The sequence below is a fragment of the Roseateles sp. FW301-B2 genome, assembly GCF_058788955.1.
The window spans coordinates 38,418-62,915 of the sequence record NZ_JBYTBE010000011.1 but is presented as its reverse complement, the minus strand read 5'-3'; the positions used below and the strand labels follow the sequence as shown (position 1 = coordinate 62,915).

The window sequence follows — 24,498 nt, the reverse complement described above, 5'->3', positions numbered from 1 at the left end:
TCATGTCCATCTGGGCGTACCTGGAAGGGGCGGGCGTGCAGCTGCTGCGAATGGTGCTGTTGTCGGGCTTGATGCTGTTCGGCGTGGCCGCCACCGCGGCCTGCCCGGAGCGCATCCGCGTCGTCTTCACCGACTCCAGTTATGAACCGCTGATCGCCGGCCGGGACAGCCATTTCGCCGAGCCGCCCGGTTTGTTGGTGAGCTGGACCAGGCAGGCACTGCAGCGCATGGGCTGCCTTGAGCGGGCCGAACTGCTGCGCCAGCCGCAGGTGCGCACGCGCCGGTTGATCACCGAGAAACCGGCGCGCGTCGATCTGGTCGTTGGCGTGTTCGAGGGCTCGCCGTTCTCGCCCTTGGTCGAGTTCCCGCCCATCGATCACCGGCCCGAGCGCGATCTGAGTGTCGGTGAGCTCGATATCGCGCTCTACGCGCGCCGCGACAGCGACCCCGCATGGGACGGACGGACGCTGCGGCTGGCGCCCGGGCAGACCGTGGGTGCCTTGCGCGATACGGTGTTCGGCGCCATCGCGGAGGCGCACGGCTGGCCCACCACCGATGCGCTGACGACCGAAAACGCGCTGCAGATGCTGCTGGCACGGCGCACCAGCTACCTGCTGACCTATGCCGGCTTTGCGGACGCACGCATGCGGGCGGATGGACAACTGGCCGCGCAGCTGGTGAAGCTGGCGCCACCGGTGGACCGGCGGCGTCTTTATGCGGTGGCCTCGCACGATTTCCTGCGCGCTGAGCCCGCCTTCGTGAAACGCTTCTGGGTCGAGATGTGTCTGCAGGGCAACGCGCTGCGCGATGCGCCGCTCAAGTGCCTGCCCCCGCCCGCAACCTGAAGAGCGCTGCATCACAGCACGCGTGGCAGCTCGCGCCGCACCAGCACGCGATCGCCGAAGTCGAAATGCCACCACTCGGTGGCAATGCCGTGGAAGCCGGCCTGGCGCATCGCTGCGCGCAGCCAGCCGCGCTCGCTCAGCTGGGCGGCACTGAGCAGGCCGCGCGCCAGGTGCTCGGCCTCGTACTCGGGGTGCGAGATCGGCGCCATCTCGTCGAAGCCCGAGCCCATGTCGACCTCGCGGCCCTGCGGGTCCAGCAGCGTGACGTCCACCGCCATGCCGAAGGAGTGGATCGAGCCGCGCTCGGGATGTGCCAGGTAGAGGGCCAGCGGCGTGCCGGCCAGCTCGGCATAGAGCGCCTCCTGCACGCGCTGCGGGCGCAGCGCGTCCAGCACGCGCAGGCGGTAGCCGGGGCGCTGCCGGGCCAGCCATTGCGCGGCGCTGGCCAGTGCCGCGGCCGCTTCACGCCGCAGGTAGGCGCAGTCCAGGCCGCCGTAGACGTCGCGGCCGACGAAGTTGTCGGGGCTGGCGTAGCGCAGGTCCACGTCCACGCCCTCCAGGCTCAGCAGGGCGCGGAAGTCGGGGTGGCCGGCAATGTCTTCGCAGGCAATCATCAGGCTTCGCCCACCGAGCCCAGGTGCTCGCGCGCCGCCTGGCCCAGGAAGCCGACCAGCTTGCGCGCCGGCTGGGCCAGCGGCGCATTGGCGGCGGTGAGCAGGTAGAGCTGCACGGGGATGCGCGGCAGCAGCGGCCGCACGCGCACGCGGGCGCGGTCGGCCGAGGCGGCGGTGAAGGGGTCCACCACCGTCATGCCCACGCCAGCCTCCACCAGTGCGCGCGCCAGCTGGTAGGTCTGCACGGTGATGCGGCTGGCGATCTCCAGGCCCTGAGCCTCGAAGGCGCTCATCACCACGCTGCCCAGCGGATCGTCCTCGGCCATCGCGATCAGCTCGCTGCGGATCTGCTCGATCGGCAGCGGCCCTTCGCCGGCGGCCTCGGGGCTGCCCAGCGGGCACAGCGCCATCATCGGCCCGGCGGCCAGCACCTCGGCCTTGATGCCGGGGTGGCGCGGGTCCTGCAGCGAGAGCGCCAGGTCGGCCTCGCCCAGCAGCAGGGCGTTGACGATCTCGCGCGTGTGGTTGGTGGCGAGGATGCAGCGGCTGGCCGGAAAGGCCTTGGCCCAATGCGTCATCGCCGCCGGGATCACCGAGGCGCCCAGGGTCGGGGTGGCGACCAGCTTGACCTGCTCGGAAATGCCCGAGCGCAGATTGGCCGCCAGGCGCCTGATCGTCACCAGGTCGCGGTTCAGCTTGTCGATCTCGACGAACAGGCGCTGCGCCTCGGGGGTGGGGTAGAGCTTGCCCTTGAGGCGGTCGAACAGCGGCATGCCCAGCTGCAGTTCGGCATGCTGCAGCACCTTGGTCACCGCCGGCTGCGAGATGTGCAGCAGCTGGGCCGCACCGCTGATGGTGCCGGCCTGCATGATGGCGTGGAAGACCTCGATATGCCGGAGTCTCATTTCCTGTAGACGTTCTCGAAATCGACGCTGCCGTTGGGCGCCATGATGAAGCCCTGCACATCCTTGCGCACCGGGATGTAGACGGTGGAATGCGCCATCGTGATCCAGGGCCGCTCGCGCTTGAAGATCTCCTGCGCCTGCTCGTACATGGCGATGCGCTTCTTGGGGTCAGGTGTTGCGCGCGCGTCGTTGATGAGTTTTTCGAACTCGGGGTTGCAGAACTTCACGCCGCTCTGGTTGGCGGCGCAGCTCAGGTTGGGGGTGAGGAAGTCGTCGGCATCGCCGTTGTCGCCCGACCAGCCGCTCATATAGACATGGTGCTCGCCCTGGTTGGCGCGCTTCAGGTACTCGCCCCACTCATAGGTCTTGATGTGGGCCTTGACGCCGATCTTGGCCCAGTCCTGCTGGATCAGCTGCGCCATCAGCTGGCCGTTGGGGTTGGTGGGGCGCGTCACCGGCAGGGCCCAGAGGTCGATCTCGAAGCCGTTCGGAAAACCCGCCTTGGCCAGCAACTGCTTGGCGCGCTCGGGGCTGTATTCGTTCTTGAGCTTCTTGTTGTAGCCGGGGATGGCGGGCGGGAAGGCGCTCACCGCCTGCATCGCGTCGCCGCGCGGGAACAGGGCCTTGAAGATGGCGTCGCGGTCCACCGCGATGTCCAGCGCCTCGCGCACCTCGCGCTTGTCGACCGGCGGCTTCTTCAGATTGAAGCTCAGGTAGGAGATGTTGAGCGCCTGGATCTTCAGCAGCTGCACGTCGGGCTTGCCGTCCAGCGAGCTCACGTCCACATCGCGCAGCGGCGCGGTGACCTGGCATTCGCCCGCCAGCAGCTTCTGCACCCGCACATTGGGCTCGCGGCTGATGCTGAACACCAGGGCGGTGGTCTTCTGCTTCTCGCCCCAGTAGTCGGGGTTGGGCTCCATGCGCACCACATCGTCCTTGGCATAGGACTTGAACTTGTAGGGCCCGGTGCCCACCGGCTGGTTGTTGATCTGGTTGGCGCGCCCGTCCTTCAGGAGCTGGGCGCCGTACTCGGCCGAGTGCATGCCGGCGAACGCCATCGCCAGATAGGTCTGGAAGATCACATTGGGCTGCTTCAGGCGGAAGCGCACCGTGTAATCGTCGACGCGGTCGATGCCCTCGATGAGCTTGGCCAGGCCAAGGTTCTGCGGATAGACGAAGTTGGCCGGGAAGGCCTGGTTGAAGGGGTGCTTGGGGTCGATGAAGCGCCCGAAGGTGAACAGCACGTCGTCGGCATTGAACTGCCGTGTGGGCGTGAAGTAGGGCGTCTTGTGGAAGTTCACGCCGCGCCGCAGCGTGAAGGTGAAGGTCTTGGCGTCCGGCGCGATCGTCCAGGCGGTGGCCAGCTGCGGCTCCAGCTCGGTGCCGCCGCGCTTGAAGCCCAGCAGGCCCTGGAACATCTGGCTGTTGACGTTGTTGGTGCTGGCCGAGTCCCACAGCCCGGGGTCGAAGCCCTCGGGGCTGGCATCGGCGCAGTAGACCAGGGGCTTGGCGGCCACACCGAAGCTGAGGAGCAGGCCAAGGGCCAGAGCGAGCGGGCTGGAAGTGGGCGTCATGAGGGGAGCGGCAACAAGGTGGTGGCCATTGTTGGGAGCCCCCACCCGGAACAACAAGTGACAAGTCCGGCGCTGACTATAACCTTGGCTTATGGCGCGCCTTGGCGAGCTGCCCGCACAGATAGGTCCAGACGCACTGGGCCGCCGCATAGCTGGTGAGCTCGGCATGGTCGTAGGGCGGTGCCACTTCCACGCAGTCCATGCCCACGAAGTTCAGCGGCGCCAGCTCCTCGAGGATGCTGAAGACCTGGTTCGTCGTCATGCCGCCGGGCTCGGGCGTGCCGGTGCCGGGCGCGAAGGCGGGGTCCAGGCAGTCGATGTCCAGGCTCAGGTAGAGGGGCGGGTGGTCCAGCGCGGCCATGCGCTCTTCCACCTGCTGCAGCACCGGGCTGAGCTGGATCGGGCTTTCCAGGCCGCGCAGGGTGCGGGCGTCGAAGATCAGCCCGCCCTGTTCCTTCACATACTCGCGCGCCTCGCGCAGACCGGCCGAGCGTATGCCAATCTGCACAAAGCCCTCCTTCAGCACCAGGCCCTCCTGGATCGCCTCGTAGACCCAGGTGCCATGGCCGCTGGGCTCGCCGAAATGGTCTTCCCAGGTGTCGCAATGGGCGTCGAAATGGATCACCGCCAGCGGCCGGCCGTAATGGGCCTTGTAGGCGCGCAGCAGCGGCAGGGTGATGGAATGGTCGCCGCCCAGCCAGGCCATGTGCTGCCTGGCGATCATCCGGGTGATCAGCGGCAGCATCGCCGCGCGCATGGCCTCCAGGCTGGTGTTGGGCAGGGGCAGATCGCCCAGGTCGCTGCAGTGACCCTCGGGGCTGGTGTCGAACAGCGGGTGCGTGCCGTCGCACAGCATGTGGCTGGCTTCGCGGATGGCGCGCGGGCCGAAGCGCGCGCCGGGGCGGTTGGTCACGCAGCCGTCCCAGGCGATGCCGGCGATGGCGTAGGGCGTGGGGGAGGGCTGCCGGGCATCGCCCTGGGGCAGCTTCATGAACGCGGTGTTGCTGAGGAAGGCGAAGCTGTTGCTCATCAAACTATCCTTTGGGCATGGGCAGTGCCGCCGACAGGGCCTGCAGCAGGGGCTCCTCCCACCTGTCGAAGGCCGAGTAGCGGCCGGGGTGTGTGTCGGGATCATCGGGCAGACCGTTGATCACGTACATCATGCCCCAGCGCTGGGCTGGGTTGAAGAAGAAGCCGGCCCGCAGGCCGTACGCGTCGCCCACGTGACCCCAGGCCTGCAGGCCGCCCGAACGGCGCAGCCGATCCCCGTAGCCCGGGCCGCTGCGGTCAATGAAGTGCTGCAGTCCCAGGCCCCAGGCCTGGAACAGGCCGCCGAAGTCGTCGCCGTTGGCCAAGCTGGGCGCATGGCGCCAATGCTCGTTGAGCATGGTGGCCACCGTGGCAGGCTGCAGCAAGACCTGGCCCTCGAAGCGGCCCTGGTCAAGCAGCAGTTGCAGCACGCGCGCCAGGCCTGGCAGGCTGATGCGCAGCCCGCCCTGCGGGGCAAACAGCGTGCCGTTGCTGCCGGGCTGATACTGGCCCAGCTCTGCGGGCGGCGCAGCTGGGCCCGCGGCCGCGTCGTCGGCCTGCGGCAGCCATTGCGCGCCACGCCGCCGACACAGGCTGGCGAGCCGGCGCTGCGCCTCGGCGGGCAGGCTGGCGGCGTTGAAGCCACCGACGATGCCCAGCGGCGCCAGCAGCAATTCGTCCATCAGGAGATCGAAGCGCTGGCCGCTCACGGCCTCCATCACCGTGGCGATGAGGCCGAAGGCCAGATTGCAGTACGAGAAGAAGCGACCGGGCGCCTGCGGTAACCAGGCCGCCGGGTCGCGCAAGCTGCGGCGCAGCGCCTGGCCATCGGCAAAACGGGTGCCGAGGGCGTCGCTGAGCCCGCTGCGGTGGCTGAGCAGCAGGCGCAGGGTGATGGGCTGCCCCGGGTGGGCTGGGTGGCGTGGCCGGAAGTCCAGGTACTGGCTCGCATCGGTGTCCAGCGCCAGCTGGCCGCGCTCCACCATGCGCATCACCGCCACGGCCACCACCAGCTTGGAGACGGATGCAACTCGGTAGAGCGTGTGCTCGCTGACCGCCTGCGCCGGCGCCAGGCGGGCCCAGCCGGCCTGGGCCTGCTGCACGATCTCGCCGTCCCGCATGAGCAGCCCCGCGGCGCTGAGCAGGGGCTGCCTGGGGTCTTGCACCAAGGCCCGCACTGTGTCGCCCAGCGATGCCGTGTCGGCCGCGCGGGCGCCGTGGCCGAGCAGGGGTGCCGCCAGCATGCCGCCCAGCAGGATGCGCCGCCGCGTCAGGTCTGCCGCAGCCAGCTGCCGGCTCATTTGAAGCTGTAGCTCAGGTTCAAGCCCACCGTGCGCGGCTGGGTGGTGATGAGGCGCCGGCCCAGCTGCGTGTCGCCCACGGCCTGGTAGGAGGTGATCGCGCGCACATCACGCAGGTTTTGCACCCACAGGCTCAAGTCCCAGTGATCCCAGCTCAGACCGAGATTGGCATTGAGCAGGGTGTAGGCCGCATAGGCATGCGGGGCCGCTTGCTTGGGGTCGTCCTGGCGCGAGGAGAGCACGGCGCCCACCCGGCGCGCGTTCAGCCCGGCGCTGAACTCCATGCCGTTTTCCAGCTCCCGGCTGTAGCGCAGGCCCGCGGTGTGCTTCCAGGCGGGCGCGCCGCCCAGCGCACCGCCGGCCGACCAGGTGGTGCAGCCGCTGCCGTCCACGTAGGCGCACAGGGTCTTGGTCTGGTCCCACTCGGCCTTGGTGTAGGCGCTGTTCAGGCTGAACTGCCAGTGTTCGTTGAGCAGGTAGCGCGCGGCGAACTCGATGCCCTGCGTGTGGGCATCCGGGCCGTTGGCCGTGCCGTTGATCGGGAAGCCGATGCCGAAGTTGGGGCTGTCGGGATTGTGGTCTTCCAGGCTTTGCGAGAAGTCGGTCTGCGTGTTCTTCCACTTGATGCGGTAGACATCGGCCTGCAGCTGCAGGCGGCGCTCCAGCGCAAATCCCTTCACGCCGAGCTCGAAGTTGGTGGTGGTGTCGGGCAGGTAGTTCTGGACCGCCGGGTTCACGGCCTTGACGGTGCCGGCAAAGCTGTCCACATCGTCGCGGAAGCCGTTGCTGCCGCCGCGGCGGAAGCCTTGCGAGAGCGTGGCGTAGCCCAGCATGTCGTCGCTGAGCTGGTAGGCGCTGTTGAGCTTGAAATAGGCCTTGCCCTTGCCGCTGTCGGTGAATTCGCCGCCGCGGCTGGTGGAGCCGATGTAGTCGCGCACCAGGGGCGTGGCGCGGTCTTCGTAATTGAAGACGCGGGCGCCGGCGGTGAGGGTCCAGCGCTCGGTGGGCTTGAAGCTCAACTCGCCGTAAGCGGCGGTTTCGCGGTAGCGGCTCTGCCTGTCCTCGGCATAGCCCTCGTCCACACGGCCGCCCACGGCGGCGCGCGTCCAGGTGAGCGCGGGGTACCAGCTCTGCAGTACCGGGAAACCCACCTCGTCCAGGCCCGGCAGCCACTCGGAGAAGCGCAGGTTCTTGTCCTGGCCGTTGCGGTACAGGCCCAGCAGCCAGTTCCAGGGGCCACTGCCGTTGGACACCAGGCGCAGCTCATGGCTGTGGCCGCGGTAGCGGTTGTCGAAGCTCATGAAGGCGCTGCGCTTGCTGTCGCCTAGGCCCAGGCCGGTGATCCAGCCGTAGTAGCTGTTGCCATTGGCCGCGTAATCACCCTGACCGACGCGCGCATCGCTGAAGCGCGAGCTGCTGGCGTGCAGGCGTGCGAAGCCGAGGTTCCAGTCCAGGTCCAGGCTGTCGAGCTTGAAGTCGCGGTCGGCGTACTCCGGGTAGCGCGAGATCAGGGTGTGGTCGTTCACCACGAAAGGGGTGTCCCAGGTGGATTCGTAGTTCGCGCCCGGGTTCTGTGCCTGCGCCACCTTTACCGGCAGGGTGTTGGCGCCATTGCTGCCATGCGCCAGCATCGATTGCTCCGCATGGGCCAGCAGCAGCTCCAGGTCGGCGGTGGGCTTGAACAGCAGGGAGACCCGGCCACCCTTGACACGCTGCCAGTCGTCGCGTGGGTACAGCAGGGTGCCGGCGTCGGGCCGGCCATCCCAGGCCAGCTTGGGGTCGGTGATCCAGGGTCGGCTGGCCAGGCGGTCGGTGTAGCCCTTCTCATCCAGCTTGGCCAGCGAGACACGCAGGGCCAGCTGCTCGCTCAGCGGCGCGTTCAGCATCAGGTCGGTGTCGTTGCTCAAGGCCCCGTGGCGCGTCTGGTAGAAGGAGGTGTTGAGCCTGGCGTCGAAGCCGCGCGTGTCGGGCTTGTTGGTGATGTAGCGGATGGTGCCGCCCAGGCTGCCGGCGCCGTAGAGTGTGCCCTGCGGGCCCAGCAGGGTTTCGACGCGAGACACGTCCTTGATGCGGTAGCCCATATGCGGCAGCGGCGTGTCGTCCAGGTAGTAGGCCACCGTGGTGCGGATGAACTGTTCCAGGTTGTTGGCGTTGACGTTGGAGACGTTCAGGCCCCGCACCGAGACCGAATCGGCAAAGCGTGCGCTGTTGCCGGGGGCGTTGATGGAGACGTTCTCGGCGATCAGCTTCTTGGCGTCGCTGATGTTCGCCTCGCGCAGCTGCTCCTGCGTGAGCGCGCTGACGTTGTAGGGCACCTTGTGCGCAGCCTGGTTGCGCTTGCTCGAGGTGATCACCACGGTCTCGAGCTTGTCGGTGGGCTTCTTGCTGCCCGGGCTCAGGATCGGCAAGGCTTCGTCACTCGCCTCGGCTGCTTGAAGCTGCGCGTGGGCCGGCGCCAGCAGGCCCAGCGTCAGCAATGCCACTGCATGCGCCACCGGGGTGGCGGAGATCTTTGTTGCGCTCATCATCAAGTACTCCTCGCTTGGGGATGGCGCGACTTTCACGGCTGTGCAGTGCCGCGGCGATTGAGATTTCTGCGCGCCCCCATGCCACGCGGTTATGCCGTTGCCGCGCTCTCCTGGGAGAACAGCATGCCCAAGGCTGATGTCCTATTTGGAAACCTGTGGTTTCCAAGTAGGATTTGCCATGGCGAATGCACTGAATCCCCTGGAAGTCCTGCTGGAGTTGCATATGAGCGGCAGCCTGGCACTCACGGCCAGCCGCATGGGCAAGACGCCCTCGGCGGTGTCCAAGCTGATACGTGCCCTGGAAGTGCAGGCCGGTCATGCGCTGGTGGAACACGCCGCGCGACCGCTCAAGCTCACCGAAGCGGGGCGCGCCTACGCTGAGGCGGCGCGGCTGGTGCGCAACCAACTGCGGGAGACCGAGGACCGAATCGCCAGCCTGAGCAAGCAACCGGGCGGCAGCCTGCGCATCACCAGCTCCATGCTGTTTGGCCACACGGTGCTGGCCGACTACGTGGTGGAGTTCAGGCGCGCCCATCCCCAGCTGCGTGTGGAGGTGGTGTTGAGCGACGCCTATGTGGATCTGGCGCGGGACGACCTGGACCTTGCCATCCGCCACGGCCAGCGTGCCAGCGGGGACATGATTGCGCGCGCCATCGGCCGCAACAGCGTGCGCCTGTGTGGCACGCCGGGCTATTTCAAGCGCCACGGGCGACCGCAGCGACCGGAGGATCTGTTCACGCATGAATGCCTGAACTTTCGCGCCGACACGCTGGACTCGCGCTGGCGCTTTCACAGCGCCGGCGGCGAAAGCGTGTTCGCCACGCCGATGGCGCGGCTGAGCTCCAACAGCGACGACTTTCTGCTCGCCAGCATGCGCGCCGGTGATGGGCTGCTGCCCTGCTTTGAGTGGGCCGTGGGCAAGGAGCTGCGCGCGGGACGCCTGCAGTCCTGTCTGGACGACTGGCGCTTCGAAAGCGATGCCTTTGGCGAACCCGAGCTGTGGGCCGTCTATCCGCGCGGCCAACGCGGCAAGGCCAAGGTCAGGCAGTTCGTCGACGGATTGATCGAATGGCTGGCTGCGTTGCAGGGATAGGGCGGCGCCGCGGCAGGCCGCGTTGACCCTGGCTTGACCTTGCGCAAACCGGCTTGAGCCGTTGGAATTGACCGACACCACGCCGGCCGCCCCGGTGCTAACTTGCGCGCACTTTGCAATCCTGCTGGAGGTGCCCCATGCCCAAGACCCTGATCGAACCCTTCCGCATCAAGAGCGTCGAGCCCATCCGCATGACCACGCGCAGCGAGCGCGAGGCGCTGCTGGCCGCGGCCAAGCTGAATGTCTTCAAGCTGCCCGCCGAAGACGTGCTGATCGACTGGCTCACCGACTCGGGCACCGGCGCGATGTCCTCGCGCCAATGGGGTGCCATCATGGAGGGCGACGAGAGCTATGCCGGCGCGCGCAGCTTCTACCGCCTGCAGGCAGTGATCCAGCAGATCACCGGCATGCAGCATTTCGTGCCCACCCACCAGGGCCGCGCCGCCGAGAAGGTGCTGTTCACCGCGGTGTGCAAGCGCGGCGAGCTGGTGCCCAACAACTGCCACTTCGACACCACCCGCGCCAACCTCGAATACCTGGGCGTGGAGGCGCGCGATCTGGTGATTGCCGAGGGCCTGCAGCCGGCCCTGATCCATCCCTTCAAGGGCAATATCGACCTGGCGCGCGTCGAGGCGCTGCTCCAGGCCGAGGGCGATCGCATCCCCTTCGGCATGATCACGGTGACCAACAACACCGGCGGCGGCCAGCCCGTCTCGATGGCGAATATCCGCGCCTATGCCCAGCTGCTCAAGGCGCATGGCAAGCCCTTCATCATGGACGTGTGCCGCTTTGCCGAGAACGCCATGTTCATCAAGATGCGCGAGCCGGGCTATGCCGAGACCTCGATCCGCGACATCGTCAAGGAGATGTTCTCCTACGCCGATGGCTGCACCATGAGCGCGAAGAAGGACGGCATGGTGAATATCGGCGGCTTCATCGTGCTGCGCGACGAGGCCTGGATGGACGCGGTGCGCAACGGCCTGATCATGAGCGAGGGCTTCCCCACCTATGGCGGCCTGGCGGGCCGGGACCTGGAGGCGCTGGCCGTGGGCCTGGAGGAGGGCATGCAGGAGGACTATCTGCGCTACCGCCTGCGCACTGCCGAATACCTGGGCGAGCGCCTGGAGGCGGCCGGCGTGGGCTTCGTCCGGCCGACCGGCGGCCATGCGGTCTATATCGATGCGCGCACCGTGCTGCCCGACATGCCGGTCGAGCATTACCCGGCCTGGGCGCTGTGCAATGCGCTCTATCTGGAGGGCGGCATCCGCGGCGTGGAGATCGGTTCGGTGATGTTCGGCAAGCGCCTGGACGACGGCAGCGAGACCTATCACAGCATGGAGCTGCTACGCCTGGCCTTCCCGCGCCGCATGTACACGCAATCGCATTTCGACTATGCGGCCGAGGTGATTGCCGAGGTCAAGCAGAAGGCCGCCAGCATCCGCGGCGTGCGCATCGTCAAGCAGCCCAAGTTCCTGCGCCACTTCACCTGCGAGTGCGAATGGATCTGACCAGCCGTCGCTAGACCAGATGGCAGGCCACCTGCCGGCCATCCACCTCGCGCAGCTCGGGTTCCTCCACCGCGCAGCGCGCCTGCGCGAGCGGGCAGCGCTTGTGGAAGGCGCAGCCGCTGGGCGGGTTCAGCGGGCTCGGCAGTTCGCCCTGGATCTTGATGCGCAGCCGGCGGTCCTGCGCGCGCAGCGCCGGCGTGGCGCTCATCAGCGCCTGCGTGTAGGGGTGCAGCGGGCGCGCGAAGATGCGCGCCTTGTCGCCGTATTCGACGGCGCGGCCCAGGTACATCACCAGCAGGTCCTTGGCCACATGCTCGACCACGCTGAGGTTGTGGGAGATGAACACATAGCCGGTGCCGAACTCGTCCTGCAGGTCCATGAAGAGATTGAGGATCTGCGCCTGGATCGAGACGTCCAGCGCCGAGACCGGCTCGTCGGCCACCACCACGCGCGGGTTCAGCATCATGGCGCGCGCGATCGCGATGCGCTGGCGCTGGCCGCCCGAGAACATATGCGGGTAGCGGCGCAGGTGCTCGGGCCGCAGCCCGACCTTGTGCACCAGGGCCTCGACGCGTTCGAGCCGCTCGGCCTGGCTCAGGCGGGTGTTGATGACGAGGGGCTCGGCCAGCGTGGCGGCGATGCTCTTGCGCGGGTTCAGCGAGGCAAAGGGGTTCTGGAACACCATCTGCACGCGCTGGCGCAGGCGTTTAAGCGTGGCCGCGTCGGCGCGCGCCGCGTCCTGGCCCTCGATCAGCAGGGAGCCGCTGGTGGGCGGCTCGATCAGGGTGAGCTGGCGCGCCAGCGTGGACTTGCCACAGCCCGACTCGCCTACCACCGCCAGGGTCTCGCCGGCCTTCAGGCCGAAGCTCAGGCCGTTGAGCGCCTTCACCGTGGCCTTGGGCGCGAACCAGCCGCGGCTGACGCGGTAATGGCGCGCCAGGCCCTGGGCTTGCAGCAGCAGCGGCTCAGACATGGGCGTGCTCCCTGGCGGCGCCGACCGGATGGATGCAGCGCACGCCGTCGACCAGGGCGGGCCTGGCGGCCTCGCAGGCGGGCGTGACATAGCGGCAGCGCGGCGCCAGCAGGCAGCCGCGCGGGCGGTCGTGCGCGCCCGGCACGATGCCGGGCAGGGCGCTGAGGCGGCGCTGGCCCGCGCTGTGCTCGGGGATCGCGGCCAGCAGGGCCTCGGTATAGGGGTGGCGCGGCGCGTCGAAGAGGGCGGGCACCGGCCCGGTCTCGACCACCTGGCCGGCGTACATCACCGCCACGCGCTGCGCCATCTCGGCCACCACCGCGAGGTCGTGCGTGATCATCACCAGCGCCATGCCCTGCTCGCGCTGCAGCTTCAGCAGCAGATCCATGATCTGGGCCTGAATGGTGACGTCCAGCGCGGTGGTGGGTTCGTCGGCGATCAACAGCTTGGGGCCGCAGGCGATCGCCATCGCGATCATGACGCGCTGGTTCATGCCGCCCGAGAGTTCGTGCGGATAGGCCTTCAATCGGCTGCGCGCGGCCGGGATCTCCACCTGCTCCAGCAGCTCGAGCGCACGCGCGCGCGCCGCGCCGCCGCGCAGGCCGAGGTGCGCCTTCAGCACCTCCTCGATCTGGTAACCCACCGTGTAGCTGGGATTCAGGCTGGTGAGGGCGTCCTGGAAGATCATCGCCATGTCGCGGCCGACGATGGCGCGGCGCTGGGCCGCGCTGATGCCCTGCAGCGAGCGGCCCTGGAACTCCAGCGCGCCGGCGCTGACGCGGCCCGGTGCGCCGATCAGGCCCATCAGCGCCATCATGCTGACCGATTTGCCCGAGCCCGATTCGCCCACGATGCCCAGCACCTCGCCGGGCGCGAGCGTGAAGTCCACGCCATCCACCGCGGCAAAGCTGCCGAACTCGACCCGGAGGTCTTCTATGCATAGCAGGGGAGAAGAAGGCGACATCAGCCGGCTCGTTTCAGTTTGGGGTCCAGCGCATCGCGCAGGCCGTCGCCCATCAGGTTGATGGCCAGCACCGAGACCAGGATGGTCAGGCCCGGCAGGGTCACGACCCAGGGGGCGCGCTCGATGTAGTCGCGCGCGGCCGAGAGCATGCTGCCCCACTCGGGCGTGGGCGCCTGCACGCCCAGGCCCAGAAAGCCCAGGCCGGCGGTCTCCAGGATGGCGGCCGAGAAGCTCAGCGTGGCGTTGACGATCAGCGGCGCCATGCAGTTGGGCAGCACCGCCGAGAACATCAGGCGCAGCGTGCCGGCGCCGGCCACGCGGCTGGCGGTGACGTACTCCTTGCCGATCTCGGCCAGCGCGGCGGCGCGCGTCAGGCGCGTGTAGCCGGGCAGCGCGCCGATCGCGATCGCGATCACCGTGTTGACAAGACCTGGCCCCAGCACGGTGATGACGCAGATCGCCAGCAGCAGCCCCGGCAGGGCCAGCATGATGTCCATCACCCGCATGATGGCGGGCGACACGGCGCGCTGATAGAACGCCGCCGTGAGGCCCAGCAGCACGCCGGGCAGCATGGACATCAGCACCGAGGCCAGGCCGATGCCCAGCGAGACGCGGCCGCCATGCAGCAGGCGCGAGAGCAGGTCGCGGCCCAGCTCGTCGGTGCCGAGCAGGAAGCGCCAGCTGCCGCCCTCTGCCCATACCGGCGGCGTGAGCATGTGCTCGCGGTATTGCTCGATCGGGCTGTGCGGCGCGATCCAGGGCGAGAGCAGGGCGCTGGCGGCGATCAGCAGGAACACGGCCAGCGCCAGCAGCGCACCGCGGTTGGCGGCAAAGCCGCCCCAGAACTCGGCCAGCGGCGAAGGGTAGGCCGGCGCTTCGATCACTTGGCTCATGACTTGGAACGGATGCGCGGGTTCACCACGCCGTAGAGAACATCCACCAGCAGGTTGACGGCGATGAAGGTGCAGGCCGAGATCAGGATGCCGGCCTGCACCACCGGGTAGTCGCGCCGGCCGATCGAGTCGATCAGCCATTTGCCGATGCCCGGCCAGGAGAAGATGGTTTCGGTCAGCACCGCGCCGGCCAGCAGGCTGCCGGTCTGCATGCCCACCACGGTGAGCACCGGGATCAGCGCATTGCGCAGCGCGTGCACCAGCACGATGCGGGCGGGCTTCAGCCCCTTGGCCTGGGCGGTGCGGATGTAGTCCTCGCGCAGCACCTCCAGCATGCTGGAGCGCGTCATGCGCGCCACCACCGCCATGGTGGAGGTGCCCAGCACCAGGGCCGGCAGCAGCAGGTGCAGGCAGGCCGATTTGAAGGCGCCCGCCTCGCCGCTGAGCCAGGCGTCCACCAGCATGAAGCCGCTCACGCGGGCGACGTCGTACTCGATGCTGATGCGGCCCGAGACCGGCGTCCAGCCCAGGCCCACCGAGAAATACATGATGAGGATCAGCCCCCACCAGAACACCGGCATCGAATAGCCCACCGTGGCCACGCCCATCACGCCCTGGTCCAGCAGCGAGCCGCGCCGCAGGCTGGCTGCCATGCCCAGCAGCAGGCCCAGGCTGAGCGCCAGCAGCAGGGCGGTCAGCGCCAGCTCCACGGTGGCGGGGAACAGCGCCGCGAACTCGGCAGAGACCGGCGCACGGCTCACCAGCGACTGGCCCAGATCGCCGTGCAGCAGCTTGCCCACGTAGTCGAGGTATTGCACGTGCAGGGGCTGGTCCAGCCCCATGCGGCGCACCAGCTCGGCATGCGCCTCGGGGTCGAGCCGGCGCTCGCCCATCATCACCTCGATCGGGTCGCCCGGCACCAGCCGTATCAGGCCGAAGGCGACGATGGTGATGCCCAGCAGGGTGGGCAGCAGGGTGGCGAGCTTGTGCAGCAGGAACTTGAACATCACCAGCGTGAGGTGTAGGGCTTCTGGGCGGCGGGGCCGCGGGGGTCGGTGCTTGATAACTTCATGCCTTCCGGCAGGTTCACCACCTCCAGCAGGGCCGCGGTTTCGGCGTCGGGCTCGCCATCGTACTTGGCGGGGCGGTATTTCATCTGGAAGGCGGCGATCACATTGCGCGTCATGGCGTCGAGCTCGCCATGGCGCGGCACGCCGAAGCCGTGGCGCGCCAGCTGGTCCTGGAACCAGGCCACGTCCGGCAGCGCGGCCTGGTAGCCGGGCAGCCTGGCGGCCACCAGCTCGGCATCGGGCCAGGCGATCAGGCCGGCGTCGGCGAACTGCTTCCAGGGAAACATCGGGCCGGGGTCCTGCTTGGTCTGGGGCTGGATATCGCTGTGGCCGAGGATGCGCTCGGGGCGGATCTGGTGGCGCAGCACGATGTCCTTGCTGAGCGCCAGCACCGCGTCGATCTGCTTCTGCGAGAAGGGCACATAGCTGACCGTGCCGTCCGCCGCCACCTGGCGGCCCGGGTTGACGATCTCGATGCCGATCGAGCTGGGGTTGAGATTGGCATGGCCGCGCCAGTAGCTGGGGCCGGCATGCCAGGCGCGCTGGCTTTCCTCCACCAGGCGGTAGGTGACGACCGGATCGTCGCGCACCAGGTAATGGCTGGAGACCTTGCCGCCGGTGGTGAGGGTCTTGAGCGCGCTCTCGAAATTGCCCACCGTGTAGTGCAGCACCAGGAAGAGCACGCGGCTGTCCTGGTTCTCCGAGCGGTAGCTGGTATCGATGCGTGGGCCGCTGGCGCAGGCGCTCAGCAGCAGGGCGGTGAGGGCGCAGGTGGTGAGTCGCAGGTTCATGGCTTCGGTCGGTCAAGCAGCGCGAGGCGGGCGGCGGTGTGATGGGCTTGCAGCTGCTGCACGCGCAACTCTAGGTCAGCCGGCAGGGCCTCGCGCAGGCCGGCGGCAATCGATTCGTGCAGCAGCAGGGCGCGGCCGGCGGCCACCACCGGGCGCGGGCCATGGCGGCGCAGCAGGGCCAGGGCCAGGCGCGCCAGTTCGTGGCCGGCGCGGCGCAGCAGCGCGCGCGCCCGTGCGTCGTGCTCGGCGGCGGCGGCCACGGCCAGCGCCAGGCGGCCCACCGCACCGCGGTCGGCGCCGTAGACGAAGGCGCGCGTGCTGGCCCAGTCGCTGCCACCGATGGCGGCATACAGCGCCTGCGCCAGCGGCCAGCCCTGGGTGCTGCCGGGCTGCTCGTCCTCCTGGCGCCAGATCGCGGCCAGGGCCTCGCGGGCGATCCAGTAGCCGCCGCCCTCGTCGCCGAGGATGGGGCCGCGGCCGCCGGCGCGCTCGAAGCGGCCTTGCTGGTCGATGAAGGCGGCGATGGCGCCGGTGCCGGCATAGACCAGATAGCCCTCGCCGGGGGCGGCAAAGGCGCTGCGATAGGCGATCTCCATATCGCTGCCGCAGTGCATCTGGCGCGGCGCCAGGCCCAGCGCCTGCGCGAGCAGGTCCTTGAGCTGCTGGGCCACCGGCCCCTGCGGTTCGGCCAGGCCGGTGATGCCGGCCACCAGGCGGCTGGGGCGGCCATGCAGCAGCACCGCGGCGGCCAGCTGGTGCAGGGTCTGGGTCAGCGCCATGCGGCCGGCGGCCTGCGCCAGCTGGGTGGCGCTGATGCCCGCCACCTGGCCCTCGGCCAGCAGCGCACCATCGGGCCCGGCCAGGGCCCAGCGCGTGTGCGTGCCGCCGGCGTCCAGGCCGAGGCCAAGGTCGCTGGGGGCGGGCGGTGAGCTGGGGGCGGCGCTGAACATGGGCAGGCCGAGCTTACGTGGCCGCGCGCCCGGGTGACCAATGTCAATGGCGCTGCCGGGCATAACCTCGGCGCATGTTCGGGATCTCCCGGGATGTCCCGCACGCAGGGGGCAGGCGGCGCGCGGTTCAGTTTCGGTTCATCTTGCGCGCCCATGCTGGCGCCGCTGTTGCCTACAGGAGTGCCGCACCATGATGAAGCCATGTCCGTCCCTGCGTCCCCTGGTCCTGAGCCTGGGTTTGTTGAGCCCCTTGTGGGCGGCTGCCAGCGTGTTCGGCACGCTGGGTAATTTCGACGTCGTGAACGACACCGGTCAGACCGCCCATGGCTTCGAGATCGAGCTCGAAGGCCTGCATCTGGGTGACATCACCGACACCTTTGGCGGCGCCGGCCGCGGCTTCCCCACCACGGTGGAGCGCTATGGGGCCCCCGAGGTCACCGAGTACAACGTCGGCGGCGTGTTCGGCGTGCGCGTCACCTACAAGGCCAGTTTTGCCGCCGGCGTGTGGAACGTGGGCACGCCCAGCGGCGTGTTCAGCACCCCGGGCGAGAGTTGCTGGACCGGTGGCGGCATCGGCTATGGCCCCAGCACGCCCTGCGACCATTTCGGTGTCGGCACGGTGGGCAATGCGAGCCAGACGCGCTACAGCTGGCTGGTGGAGAGCAGCCCCGGCTCGGGCGTGCTGAGCCCGGTGACGGCGGCGCTGCCGGCGCCCGCCTGGCAGGTGACGCCCTCGCCCAACCCGGCCCAGCCGCCGGTGGTGGTGGCGCGCATCCAGGCGCCGGCGCCGCCGGAAACGCCCGAGCCGCAGTTCGGCGAGCCGGTCTGGGTGAAGGTCTACACCACCGAGTTCGAGGAGAAGATCAGCCTCGAGGAGCTGATGGGCGGCGACCCCAAGATCAAGCTGGCCAAGAGCGAGACCGAGATCGAATGGCAGTTGCTGCAGACCGACCCCGGCAACCCGAACGCGGGCCAGCTGGAGAACGGCGGCCTGGCGGCGGTGGGCGATAAGTCCGAGTCGGTGGTGCGGCGCTATGAGTTCTACCACTACATCGGCGCCTTCGACCCCGAGAACCACGAGGCCAAGCCGCTGCTGGGCGACTCCAATGCCGACCCCAGCGAGGTGGGTGAATTCATCGGCGCGCAGAACGTCGCCATCAACCTGAACGGCAATATCGCCGCGGTGCCCGAGCCCTCCACCTGGCTGATGCTGGGCCTGGGCATGGCGGGCCTGGTCTGGCGCCGCCGCGACTTGATTCAACGCAACTGAGCGCGCGCGCTGCCCGCTGCGCGCCGGCCGCCCGGCGCGATGATGCGCGCATGCAAGTGCTGCTCGTCGAGGATGACATCGATCTGGGCCAGGCGGTTTGCGAGCATCTCGAGGCGGCCGGCCTGCGGGTGCATTGGTGCAAGCTGCTGGCGCAGGCGGCCGCGCTGCCGCCGCCCGAGCTGGCCCTGCTGGACCTGCAGCTGCCGGACGGCGACGGGCTCACCCTGCTGCGCCGCTGGCGCGCCCAGGGCCTGCGCCTGCCCGTGCTGGTGCTGACGGCGCGCGAGCGCATCTCCGAGCGCGTGCAGGGTCTGCGCGCCGGTGCCGACGACTACCTCACCAAGCCCTTCGACCTGGACGAGTTGCTGGCCCGCATCGAGGCCTTGTGGCGGCGTGCCCAGCCGCCCGGCCTGGCGGCGCTGGGCGATCTGGAACTCGATCTGCGCCAGCATTGCGCGCGCCGTGGCGGGCGCGCGCTGGAGCTCACCGCGATGGAATGGGCCCTGCTGAAATGCCTGGCCGCCGCGCCCGGCCGCATCGTCGAGCGCGACCGGCTGGAGACGGCGCTGGCGCCGCTCAGCCATGCCGACAGCAGCAGCAACTCGCTGGAGGTGATCGTCAGCCGCTTGCGCAAGAAGCTGGGGCCGGCGCGCATCAGCACCCACCGCGGCCTGGGCTATCGCTTTGAGGCCTGACAACGCCACCGCCGGCTGGAGCCTGGAGCGGCGCCTGCGCCGGCGCATGCTGTTGGCCCTGCTGCTGGCCTGGCTGCTCGGCAGCGGCGTGGCCCTGCTGGCGGTGCAGGAGGAAACCGACGAGGTGCTGGACAGCGCCCTGATCGAGACCGGCCAGCATCTGCTGGGCCTGGGCGATGCGGTGCTGGGCAGCGTGGCCCTGCAGGGCGCGCCGGCGGGCTTCGCCGCGCACGAGGAATTCGTCGTCTACCAGGTGCTGGACGCGCAGGGCCGCCTGCGCTGGCGCTCGCACCGCGCGCCCGAGGCGCAGCTGGCGCCGGCGGTGCGGCCGGGCCTGCTGAACCATGGCGCCTGGCGCGTGGCGGTGCTGGACTCGCGCGCCAGCGTCTACCGCGTGCTGGTGGCCGAGCCGCTGGCGCATCGCGCCGAGGTGCTGTGGGAGGCCGCGCTGGCGATGCTGCTGCCGCTGCTGGCCCTGCTGCCGCTGAGCTGGCTGATCCTGCACCTGCTGCTGCGCGCCAGCTTCCGCAGCCTGGCGCCGGTGCAGCAGGCGCTGCGCGGCGATGCCCAGGCCGCCCTGCCGCTGCAGGGCATGCCGCAGGAGTGGCTGCCGCTGCTGCAGGAGGTGAATGCGATGCGGGCGCGCCAGCAGATGATGGTGGAGGCCGAGCGCGCCTTTGCCGGCCAGATGGCGCATGAGTTGCGCACCCCGCTGGCGGCGGCGCGCGCCCAGGTGCAGCGCCTGCTGCAGGTGCTGGGCCCGGCGGCGCCACCGGCGCAGGCCGAGCGCGCCGGCGCGGTGCTCAAGCAGCTGGACCGCGTCAGCGCGCTGGCCGCGCGCCTGCTGGAGCTGGCGCGGGTGGACGCCGGCCTGGCGCTGCGCCGCGAGCCGGTGGACCTCAAGCTGCTGGCGCGCCTGGTGCTGGACGAGTTCGAGCATGGCAGCCAGCGCCCGCCGCAGCTGCATCTGTGCGAGGCCCCGGCCCTGGTGCTGGGCGACATGGACGCGCTGGGCATCGCGCTGCGCAACCTGGTGCACAACGCGCGCCTGCATGGCGGCGCGGAGGCGAACGTCGAGCTGCTGGTGGAGCCGGGGCGCCTGTGCGTACGCGACGACGGGCCGGGCCTGGATGCCGGCCGGCTGGTGCAGCTCAGGCAAGACCTGACCCTGGGCCAGGGGCCGCAGGCGCGGCTGGGGCTGGCCCTGGTGCACAAGATCGCCGAGCAGTCGGGGGCGCTGCTGCGGATGCGCTCGCCCTGCGCGGGCGGGCGCGGCTTCGAGGCCAGCATCGAGTGGGTGCGGCCATGAAAGAAAAAGGGCTCCCGAAGGAGCCCTGTGTGTCACGCAAGCGCGCGGGTTCTGGTTAGAACTCGTACTTCGCGGTGACCTGCACGGCCCACTGCGATTCGCCCTTGTTCTGGCGCGTCTCGTAGTCGTCCAGGCCGGTCACGCCGTAGACGTACTTGCCGCCCTGCATGCCGGCGAAGTTGACGAAGCCGCGGCGGTTGCCGCCGTTGCCGCCACCCAGGGTGAAGGGGATCTCGTCGATGCGGCCCCAGCTCTTGTTGAGCATGTTGCCGATGTTGAGGAAGTCCATCGTGATCACGCCCTTGTGGCCGGCGAACAGGCCCGGCACTTCCTGGCTCAGGCGCAGGTCGAAGGTGTTGGCGAACTTGGACTTGGCGCTGTTGCGTCCGATCACGCTGCCGCGTGCGGCATCGAGGTCGGGGTTGGCAGCCACGATTTCCCAGAAGCGTGCTTCGGCGGCGGCGGCGTTGTTCAGGCCGCTGTTGGGCGCGCCGCGGAAGATCACCTCACCCGAGCCCGGTGCCTTCGGGATGTACATCAGGTCGTTGCCGTTGATGCCGTCGCCGTTCATGTCGTTCTTGAAGGTCCAGCTGTAGGGCTTGCCCGAACGGCCTTCGTACACCAGGCCGACCGTGGTCTTGTACTGGCTGATAAAGGCCTTGGACCAGTTCACGGCACCGCTGAAGCGGTTCTGGATCAGGTAGGACGACTTGGAGGCCACGTCCTCGTTCGGGTTGAACACGGCGCGGTTGGCGTAGTTCGAGAACGAGGTGGAGGAGGTCAGCGGGCTGACTTCCTTGGCGGTGGTGTAGGTGTAGGCCGTCGACCAGTTCCAGCCGGTGTTGTTCTGGCCCAGCGACAGGGTCAATGCCTGGCCGCCACCCTTGCTGGTGCGCTCGGCCACGATCACATTGCCCCAGGCGGTGTCGCGGTTGGCGCGGTTGGAACCACCGCAGCCGCTGACGAAGGCCGGGCCGCCGTTCCAGCACTTCGTGCCGTCCAGACCGGCGGCGTTGTAGTACAGCTCGCGGCCATCCGGGCCCGTACCCGTGGGCGTGCCCAGGTTCAGGTTGCGGTAGTTGATGCCGTCCTTGGTCTTGGTCAGCACCACTTCGGCACCGGCCACCAGGCTGTAGGGCAGCTCGGCGTCGAAGGCCAGGTTCATCTTCCAGACCGAGGGCTGGCGCAGACCGGGGTCCAGGAAGTCGATGTTGGCGGCCGGGGGCACGCCGGTGATCGAGGTCGGGTTGTTGGCGTCAGCGTTGAACAGCAGGCTGGCCGGGCACAGCGGGTTGGTGGTGTTGCAGTTCAGGTTGGCCGTGGCCATACCGGTGTTGGAGAAGGGGTTGGACAGCCAGACATTGGCGGCTGCGCCCTGGAACAGACCGAAGCCACCGCGCAGCTGCTGCTTTTCCTTGGCCTTGGCGTTCAGCGTGTAGTTGAAGCCGAAGCGCGGCTGGAACAGGCTGGCGCCGTCCATGGTCTTGCTGTTGTCGTAGCCAAACTTGGTCTTGGCAGCCTGGTTGAACAGCGGTGCGTCGGGGATGTCGACCTGGTCGACGCGCGCGCCCACGGTCAGGTTCAGCTTGTCGTTGACGGTCCAGGTGTCCTGCACGAACAGGCCGATGTTGTTCAGCTTCCACAGCGCCACGCCGTCTTCCAGCGTCTTGCCGGTCAGCGGCAGCTGCACCACATAGGTGGAGGGCTTGCCGGCCTGGAACAGGGCCACCGGGTCCGCGCCGCGGAAGGTGTAGGTGCCCTTGGTGTTCTGCAGGAAGGCGTTGTAGGTGTCGTTGCTGCTGTAGTCGGCGCCGAACTTGATCTCGTGGTCGTCCTTCACCCAGTTGCCGGCGAAATAGGCGTCCTTGGTGTCGGTGCGCAGGATGTTGAAGTGGCGGCTGTTCTCGGTACCGAAGAACAGCGAGCGGTCGCCGCTGGCGGTGCCCGCGGGCGCGGCGCCGGTCCAGGTCAGCTGGATCTGCGGCAGGTTGGCAGCGTTTTCAGGCACGCTGTCGTACTTGCGGCTGGAGACCTTGACTTCGGTGGAGAAGTTGTCGGTCCAGTCGGAGAACCACTGGCCCACCACCGTCTCGATGCTCTTCTTCTGGCTCCACCAGTAGGAGTTCAGCGACAGCGAGGTCGAGCTGAAGCCGGCGAAGGTCGGGTCGCCCTGCTCGGTCTTCGCATAGCGCAGGTTGGCGCGCTGCTTGTCGGTGATGTTCCAGTCCAGCTTGAGCAGGTAGTCCTTGACCTTCAGCTCGACGCCGGCGGGGATCTCCGTGCTGCCCACGTCGATGCCCCATTTGTCCTTGGCGACCTTGATGGCGGCGTCGATCTGGGCGGGCGTGATGCCCACATTGGTCAGGGCGCTGCCCACCGGGCCGAAGCTGGGGGTCGCGCGGGTGCTCTTGAGCTCTTCGTAGTTGGCGAAGAAGAACAGCTTGTCCTTGATGATCGGGCCACCCAGGGTGAAGCCCTTGGTGTCTTCCTTGAAGGTCGCGGGCTGGAAGTAGCCCTGGGTGCCGCGGTTGTAGCGCTGGCCGGCCATGCTGTCGTCGCGGTAGACGTAATAGACGCTGCCCTTGTACTCATTGGTACCGGACTTGGTCACCGCGTTGATGTTGGCGCCCGTGTAGCCCTTCTGGGTCACGTCGTAGTTGGAGAGGTTGACCTGCACCGCCTGGATCGCGTCGATCGAGATCGGCTGCTTGGCGGTGGGCAGGTTGTTGGCCTCCAGACCGAAGGTGTCGTTGGTGGAGACACCGTCGATGGTGATCGAGTTGAAGCGGGTGTTCTGGCCCATGGCCGAGATCTCGCCGCGCTCCTTGTCGGTCTGCGCCAGGCGGGGGTCCAGGCGCGCATAGTCCTGCAGATTGCGCTGGATCGAAGCGTAGGCGTCGAGCTCCTTGCGGCCCAGGCTGGTGCCGGCGCCTTGCGAAGCGCTGTCGAACTTGCTCGCCACGGCGCTGCCGGTCACCACCACCTGGCTCAGCACATTGCCGCCCAGGGTGAGGTCGAGGTTCAGCGATTCGGCCAGGGCGAGGTAGATGCCATCGCGGCTTTCCTTCTCGCTGCCCTTGCTGGCGGTCACCGTGTAGGGGCCGCCCACGCGCAGGCCGCGCACGCTGTAGCGGCCCTCGCCGTCCGTGGTGATGTTGTTCACCGAGCCCGACTCACGGTGCACGATGCTCACCGTGGCGCCCGCCACCGGCTTGCCATCGGCGCCGATGATGCGGCCAGCCACGGCCGAGGTGGTGTTCTGCGCGAACGCGGGGGCTGCCGCGACGATGGCAACGGCCACGCTGAGTGCCGTCCTCGAAAATCCAGACCAATCTTTGCTGCTCATCCTGCATGCTCCATGTTGAGAATTCAGTGACCGAATCCTGGCGCTCCGAAACACCTTGAAGCCGGTCCGCAAACGTTTGACGTTGCAGTTTTCCGGCAAAAAAATGGCCCCAGGGGGTCTTCAAAGGGTTTTCGGCAGGCCGGACAAGCGCGCCAACTCGCACTCATCCCACTTCTATCCAAGTGAAAAGCCTACCAGCGGGGCCTTTCCACTTCAATCCGCGCGTTCCCAGGATTGCCAGGTCCTGGGCCTGCCTCGCGCCATGCCTGGTGGCGCAAAAGCGGTGCGGATTCGGTCGTCCACGGGGTGCAGTCTGGGGCCTGGATATTGAGCTTTTGTGACCTTGTCACAGAGTGTGTCCTGTGGCCCACATCGGCCGGGCGGCGGCGGCTGCGCCGGCCACGAGCCGGCCCCAGGCTGGTGCACGCATGGGCAGCAGCGCCGGGTTTTGGCACCCTGCGAGGGCGAATTGCGGCGTGCATGTTTTTTGCCAGCCGTTGCTCAAAGTCCACAAGCTGGGTGCGAATTCTCCGGCGACGCTGCGGCATGATGGTGGCAGGAGGCTGTCGGGTTTAGGGATGGGCTCGCGTTGGGACGCTTTGGGGGTGCAGGCAAGGCGCAATGCGGAGCCGGATTGGACATCCGGCGAGCAGTTGCAACGCCGCATGCGCCCCCAAAGCGTCCCAACCCTTCGGGCCATAGCGATTTGCCTGGCCATCCGTCGTTGCCGGTGCCTGGTGGGGGCCGATCCCACGGCGGCACCGCCGCCTAGGCTGGCCAGGCAACTCGCTTTGGCGCGAGCCCATCCCTAAGCCCGACAGCCTCCTAGACCTGCCTACC

Annotated in this window: 19 protein-coding genes; 6 read left to right on the top strand and 13 right to left on the bottom strand. The window is 68.6% G+C overall.

Features of this window, described 5'->3' with window-relative positions:
• The first annotated feature begins 2 nt into the window (after positions 1 to 2).
• The gene (locus AC3WQY_RS09820; protein WP_492707898.1) at positions 3 to 845 is read left to right on the top strand and encodes a hypothetical protein; all 843 of its coding nucleotides are present in this window, start codon (positions 3 to 5) and stop codon (positions 843 to 845) included.
• A gap of 11 nt (positions 846 to 856) precedes the next feature.
• Here the strand turns inward: AC3WQY_RS09820 and AC3WQY_RS09815 are convergent, their stop codons facing one another.
• From AC3WQY_RS09815 to AC3WQY_RS09790, 6 genes are all read right to left on the bottom strand, one after another.
• Positions 857 to 1,459 carry a M15 family metallopeptidase gene (locus AC3WQY_RS09815; RefSeq protein WP_492707896.1) on the bottom strand — a complete coding sequence of 201 codons (603 nt, stop codon included), beginning with the start codon at positions 1,457 to 1,459 and terminating at the stop codon, positions 857 to 859.
• Positions 1,459 to 2,364: a LysR family transcriptional regulator gene (locus AC3WQY_RS09810; protein WP_285234753.1), complete on the bottom strand. Its 906-nt coding sequence runs from the start codon at positions 2,362 to 2,364 to the stop codon at positions 1,459 to 1,461. Before AC3WQY_RS09810 ends, AC3WQY_RS09815 begins: the two co-directional genes overlap by 1 nt.
• A complete protein-coding gene (locus AC3WQY_RS09805; RefSeq protein ID WP_492707894.1) occupies positions 2,361 to 3,938 on the bottom strand; it encodes an ABC transporter substrate-binding protein in 1,578 nt (525 codons plus the stop codon). The genes AC3WQY_RS09810 and AC3WQY_RS09805 overlap by 4 nt, the downstream gene beginning before the upstream one ends.
• A gap of 76 nt (positions 3,939 to 4,014) precedes the next feature.
• Entirely contained in the window at positions 4,015 to 4,968 is a 954-nt protein-coding gene (gene speB, locus AC3WQY_RS09800) for an agmatinase (RefSeq protein ID WP_492707892.1), read from the bottom strand.
• Positions 4,969 to 4,972: 4 nt separating this feature from the next.
• Positions 4,973 to 6,268 carry a serine hydrolase domain-containing protein gene (locus AC3WQY_RS09795; protein WP_492707890.1) on the bottom strand — a complete coding sequence of 432 codons (1,296 nt, stop codon included), beginning with the start codon at positions 6,266 to 6,268 and terminating at the stop codon, positions 4,973 to 4,975.
• Positions 6,265 to 8,796: a TonB-dependent receptor gene (locus AC3WQY_RS09790; RefSeq protein ID WP_492707888.1), complete on the bottom strand. Its 2,532-nt coding sequence runs from the start codon at positions 8,794 to 8,796 to the stop codon at positions 6,265 to 6,267. The genes AC3WQY_RS09795 and AC3WQY_RS09790 overlap by 4 nt, the downstream gene beginning before the upstream one ends.
• 178 nt (positions 8,797 to 8,974) lie before the next feature.
• On the opposite strand from AC3WQY_RS09790, the gene AC3WQY_RS09785 reads away from it, so the two are divergent.
• On the top strand, positions 8,975 to 9,889 hold the full coding sequence (locus tag AC3WQY_RS09785) for a LysR family transcriptional regulator (protein WP_285234758.1): 915 nt from the start codon (positions 8,975 to 8,977) through the stop codon (positions 9,887 to 9,889).
• Between the two features lie 137 nt (positions 9,890 to 10,026).
• Positions 10,027 to 11,397: a tryptophanase gene (locus AC3WQY_RS09780; RefSeq protein ID WP_492707885.1), complete on the top strand. Its 1,371-nt coding sequence runs from the start codon at positions 10,027 to 10,029 to the stop codon at positions 11,395 to 11,397.
• Positions 11,398 to 11,407: 10 nt separating this feature from the next.
• Here the strand turns inward: AC3WQY_RS09780 and AC3WQY_RS09775 are convergent, their stop codons facing one another.
• From AC3WQY_RS09775 to AC3WQY_RS09750, 6 genes are read right to left on the bottom strand one after another with little or no spacing between them, the layout of a single operon-like run.
• Positions 11,408 to 12,370, bottom strand: coding sequence for a peptide ABC transporter ATP-binding protein (locus tag AC3WQY_RS09775; protein WP_285234760.1), 963 nt, complete (start codon positions 12,368 to 12,370; stop codon positions 11,408 to 11,410).
• Entirely contained in the window at positions 12,363 to 13,334 is a 972-nt protein-coding gene (locus AC3WQY_RS09770; RefSeq protein ID WP_492707883.1) for an ABC transporter ATP-binding protein, read from the bottom strand. Before AC3WQY_RS09770 ends, AC3WQY_RS09775 begins: the two co-directional genes overlap by 8 nt.
• Positions 13,334 to 14,227 (bottom strand): ABC transporter permease subunit, encoded by an 894-nt coding sequence (locus tag AC3WQY_RS09765; protein ID WP_285234762.1) that lies wholly within the window; start codon positions 14,225 to 14,227, stop codon positions 13,334 to 13,336. Before AC3WQY_RS09765 ends, AC3WQY_RS09770 begins: the two co-directional genes overlap by 1 nt.
• Complete coding sequence (locus AC3WQY_RS09760; RefSeq protein WP_285235558.1) at positions 14,224 to 15,234, bottom strand: ABC transporter permease subunit; 1,011 nt, start codon at positions 15,232 to 15,234, stop codon at positions 14,224 to 14,226. Before AC3WQY_RS09760 ends, AC3WQY_RS09765 begins: the two co-directional genes overlap by 4 nt.
• Positions 15,234 to 16,088 (bottom strand): N-acetylmuramoyl-L-alanine amidase, encoded by an 855-nt coding sequence (locus AC3WQY_RS09755; protein WP_285234763.1) that lies wholly within the window; start codon positions 16,086 to 16,088, stop codon positions 15,234 to 15,236. Before AC3WQY_RS09755 ends, AC3WQY_RS09760 begins: the two co-directional genes overlap by 1 nt.
• Complete coding sequence (locus AC3WQY_RS09750) at positions 16,085 to 17,038, bottom strand: N-acetylglucosamine kinase (protein ID WP_492707880.1); 954 nt, start codon at positions 17,036 to 17,038, stop codon at positions 16,085 to 16,087. Before AC3WQY_RS09750 ends, AC3WQY_RS09755 begins: the two co-directional genes overlap by 4 nt.
• A 190-nt stretch (positions 17,039 to 17,228) precedes the next feature.
• On the opposite strand from AC3WQY_RS09750, the gene AC3WQY_RS09745 reads away from it, so the two are divergent.
• The 3 genes from AC3WQY_RS09745 to AC3WQY_RS09735 are packed head-to-tail and all read left to right on the top strand — an operon-like array spanning position 17,229 to position 20,312.
• The gene (locus tag AC3WQY_RS09745) at positions 17,229 to 18,308 is read left to right on the top strand and encodes a PEP-CTERM sorting domain-containing protein (protein ID WP_492707878.1); all 1,080 of its coding nucleotides are present in this window, start codon (positions 17,229 to 17,231) and stop codon (positions 18,306 to 18,308) included.
• Between the two features lie 50 nt (positions 18,309 to 18,358).
• Positions 18,359 to 19,003, top strand: a complete 645-nt coding sequence (locus AC3WQY_RS09740) for a response regulator transcription factor (protein WP_492707876.1) — start codon at positions 18,359 to 18,361, stop codon at positions 19,001 to 19,003.
• The gene (locus tag AC3WQY_RS09735; protein ID WP_492707874.1) at positions 18,993 to 20,312 is read left to right on the top strand and encodes a sensor histidine kinase; all 1,320 of its coding nucleotides are present in this window, start codon (positions 18,993 to 18,995) and stop codon (positions 20,310 to 20,312) included. Before AC3WQY_RS09740 ends, AC3WQY_RS09735 begins: the two co-directional genes overlap by 11 nt.
• 55 nt (positions 20,313 to 20,367) lie before the next feature.
• Here the strand turns inward: AC3WQY_RS09735 and AC3WQY_RS09730 are convergent, their stop codons facing one another.
• Positions 20,368 to 23,658 (bottom strand): TonB-dependent receptor, encoded by a 3,291-nt coding sequence (locus tag AC3WQY_RS09730; RefSeq protein WP_492707872.1) that lies wholly within the window; start codon positions 23,656 to 23,658, stop codon positions 20,368 to 20,370.
• Positions 23,659 to 24,498 lie beyond the last annotated feature (840 nt).

Bases quoted from the DNA above. Each gene is read 5' to 3' on its own strand.
- AC3WQY_RS09785 (WP_285234758.1), top strand. From the start codon at position 8,975: ATGGCGAATGCACTGAATCCCCTGGAAGTCCTGCTGGAGTTGCATATG.
- AC3WQY_RS09780 (WP_492707885.1), top strand. From the start codon at position 10,027: ATGCCCAAGACCCTGATCGAACCCTTCCGCATCAAGAGCGTCGAGCCC.
- AC3WQY_RS09815 (WP_492707896.1), bottom strand. From the start codon at position 1,459: ATGATTGCCTGCGAAGACATTGCCGGCCACCCCGACTTCCGCGCCCTG.
- AC3WQY_RS09790 (WP_492707888.1), bottom strand. From the start codon at position 8,796: ATGATGAGCGCAACAAAGATCTCCGCCACCCCGGTGGCGCATGCAGTG.
- AC3WQY_RS09775 (WP_285234760.1), bottom strand. From the start codon at position 12,370: ATGTCTGAGCCGCTGCTGCTGCAAGCCCAGGGCCTGGCGCGCCATTAC.
- AC3WQY_RS09745 (WP_492707878.1), top strand. From the start codon at position 17,229: ATGATGAAGCCATGTCCGTCCCTGCGTCCCCTGGTCCTGAGCCTGGGT.
- AC3WQY_RS09750 (WP_492707880.1), bottom strand. From the start codon at position 17,038: ATGTTCAGCGCCGCCCCCAGCTCACCGCCCGCCCCCAGCGACCTTGGC.
- AC3WQY_RS09770 (WP_492707883.1), bottom strand. From the start codon at position 13,334: ATGTCGCCTTCTTCTCCCCTGCTATGCATAGAAGACCTCCGGGTCGAG.
- AC3WQY_RS09810 (WP_285234753.1), bottom strand. From the start codon at position 2,364: ATGAGACTCCGGCATATCGAGGTCTTCCACGCCATCATGCAGGCCGGC.
- AC3WQY_RS09820 (WP_492707898.1), top strand. From the start codon at position 3: ATGTCCATCTGGGCGTACCTGGAAGGGGCGGGCGTGCAGCTGCTGCGA.
- AC3WQY_RS09805 (WP_492707894.1), bottom strand. From the start codon at position 3,938: ATGACGCCCACTTCCAGCCCGCTCGCTCTGGCCCTTGGCCTGCTCCTC.
- AC3WQY_RS09795 (WP_492707890.1), bottom strand. From the start codon at position 6,268: ATGAGCCGGCAGCTGGCTGCGGCAGACCTGACGCGGCGGCGCATCCTG.
- speB (WP_492707892.1), bottom strand. From the start codon at position 4,968: ATGAGCAACAGCTTCGCCTTCCTCAGCAACACCGCGTTCATGAAGCTG.
- AC3WQY_RS09765 (WP_285234762.1), bottom strand. From the start codon at position 14,227: ATGAGCCAAGTGATCGAAGCGCCGGCCTACCCTTCGCCGCTGGCCGAG.
- AC3WQY_RS09760 (WP_285235558.1), bottom strand. From the start codon at position 15,234: ATGTTCAAGTTCCTGCTGCACAAGCTCGCCACCCTGCTGCCCACCCTG.
- AC3WQY_RS09730 (WP_492707872.1), bottom strand. From the start codon at position 23,658: ATGAGCAGCAAAGATTGGTCTGGATTTTCGAGGACGGCACTCAGCGTG.
- AC3WQY_RS09755 (WP_285234763.1), bottom strand. From the start codon at position 16,088: ATGAACCTGCGACTCACCACCTGCGCCCTCACCGCCCTGCTGCTGAGC.
- AC3WQY_RS09740 (WP_492707876.1), top strand. From the start codon at position 18,359: ATGCAAGTGCTGCTCGTCGAGGATGACATCGATCTGGGCCAGGCGGTT.